Annotated in this window: 3 protein-coding genes; all 3 read left to right on the top strand. The window is 67.6% G+C overall.

The window, feature by feature from the left end; translation table 11 throughout:
* Positions 1-445, top strand: a 445-nt coding sequence (locus tag ACV4UX_RS19190) for a DUF4412 domain-containing protein (protein WP_491594879.1), incomplete at its 5' end; no start/stop codon positions are given.
* Positions 446-543: 98 nt separating this feature from the next.
* On the top strand, positions 544-978 hold the full coding sequence (locus ACV4UX_RS19185) for a MarR family winged helix-turn-helix transcriptional regulator (RefSeq protein WP_491594878.1): 435 nt from the start codon (positions 544-546) through the stop codon (positions 976-978).
* A gap of 149 nt (positions 979-1,127) precedes the next feature.
* Positions 1,128-1,694: a flavin reductase family protein gene (locus ACV4UX_RS19180; protein WP_491594877.1), complete on the top strand. Its 567-nt coding sequence runs from the start codon at positions 1,128-1,130 to the stop codon at positions 1,692-1,694.
* The last annotated feature ends 105 nt before the right edge of the window (positions 1,695-1,799 follow it).

Below are 1,799 nucleotides of genomic sequence, written 5' to 3'. Positions count from 1 at the left end.
CGTGGAGTCCACCGTCCAGGGCGTGCCCCAGGTGCTCATCACCGACACGCCGGGACGCCGCGTGATCATGCTCCAGCCGCAGCTCAAGCTCTACATGGAGACGAAGCTCGACCCCGCCCAGGCCGGGGCCGACCCCATGGCCCAGGGCGAGGCGGCCCAGTGGCAGACCGTGGGCCGCGAGACCATCGACGGCTGGGAGTGCGAAAAGCGCGTGCTCAAGCAGGACCCCGCCAAGGGCGAGATGACCGCCTGGTTCGCCGACAAGCTGGGCCTGCCCATCCGTTCGGTGGCCAAAGGCCCCCAGGGCACGGCCACCATGGAGTTCCGCAACATCAAGGTGCAGCCCGTGGAGGCCTCGCGCTTCGCTGTCCCGGCAGGCTACCAGAAGATGGACCTGCCCCCGGCCGTGCAGGGCATGATTCCTGGCATGAAGCCCGCCCAGTAGGCCGTTTCCCGCCGTACGCGCCCGGTCCGGCCGGGCGCGCCCGCTCTTGACGCCAGCACCGCCCCCTGATAGTTGCATGCGCAAACAATGAGGACCGCGTGGCCGACTCCAAAACCCTGCTCGAATGCTGCCTCTACTTCACCGCCAACGCCCTGGCACGCTCCGTCACCCGCCTGGGCGAGGAGGCCTTCGCCCCCCTGGGACTGGCTCCATCCCAGGCCTTCCTGCTCATGCTGACACTGGAGGAGCCGGGCATCGGCCCCAAGGAGCTTGCCGCGCGCCTGCGACTGGCCCCCTCCACCGTGACGCGTCTGGTGGACGGCCTGGCCCGCAAGGGCCTGGTGGAAAAGAAGAGCCTGGGCAAGGCCGTGGAGGTGCGCCCCACGGAGCGGGGCCGCCTGCTGGCCCCGGACATGGCCGCCTGCTGGAAATCGCTCCACCGGGCCTATTCCTCGGTGCTGGGCGAGGAGGCCGGACGCGAACTCACGCGGCTCAACCACGAATCCTGCCGCAAGCTGGACGGCATGGACTGAGCGCCTGAGCCGTACGGCCGGGCTGAACGTGCGGACTGAAAGCCTGAACCGAGCGCCTGGACTCCACGGTTTGGCCAGGACGCCGCATTGCGCGGCCTGGCCCCGACCCTGCCATTTGCGTGTACAACCAACGATGTAAGGAGAATCCCATGAAGGACATCGGACCCGTCAACGCCCTCTACCCCTCCCTGACAACCATCGTGGGCTGCGTGGTGGACGGCCGCGCCAACTTCCTGGCCGTGGCCCACGTGGGCATCATGAACCATGGCCAGCCCCAGTACCTGACCTTCGGCATCAACAAGGCGCACCACTCGGGCAGGGGCATCCTGGAGCACGGAGAGTTCAGCGTGAACATCCCCGGCGAGGACCTGATGGTGGAGACCGATTACGTGGGCATCGTCACGGGCAAGAACACCGACAAGTCCGGCGTGTTCGAGCACTTCCTGGGCGAGCTGGCCCACGCGCCCCTCATCCGGGCCTGCCCCGTGGCCATGGAGTGCCGCCTGTACAAGACCCTCGATTTCGAGACACACGACGTGTTCGTGGGCGAGGTGGTGAAAACCTGGGCGCGCGAGGACGTGCTCACCCCGAAAGGCAAGCCCGATCCCGCCAGGGTGCGCCCCCTGCTCTTCGACATGGCCACCCTGGGCTACTACGCCCTGGGCGCGAAGGTGGGCGACTGCTGGCACGCGGGCAAGGCCCTCAAGCGCAAGTAGGGAGGCTACGGCCGAGCGGAGGCGCTGTTCGCAGGGCGCGCTTTTGACGTGCGTAGCGATATCGTGCAGACGAATTTAATGACGCAAGAGCCGCATTCCCGCCAG

Source organism: Fundidesulfovibrio sp. (assembly GCF_058402725.1).
The sequence above is the reverse complement of the archived record's forward strand: the minus strand, read 5'-3'. Positions and strand labels throughout refer to the sequence as shown.

Coding starts and splice junctions, on each gene's coding strand:
- ACV4UX_RS19180 (WP_491594877.1), top strand. CDS start 1,128: ATGAAGGACATCGGACCCGTCAACGCCCTCTACCCCTCCCTGACAACC.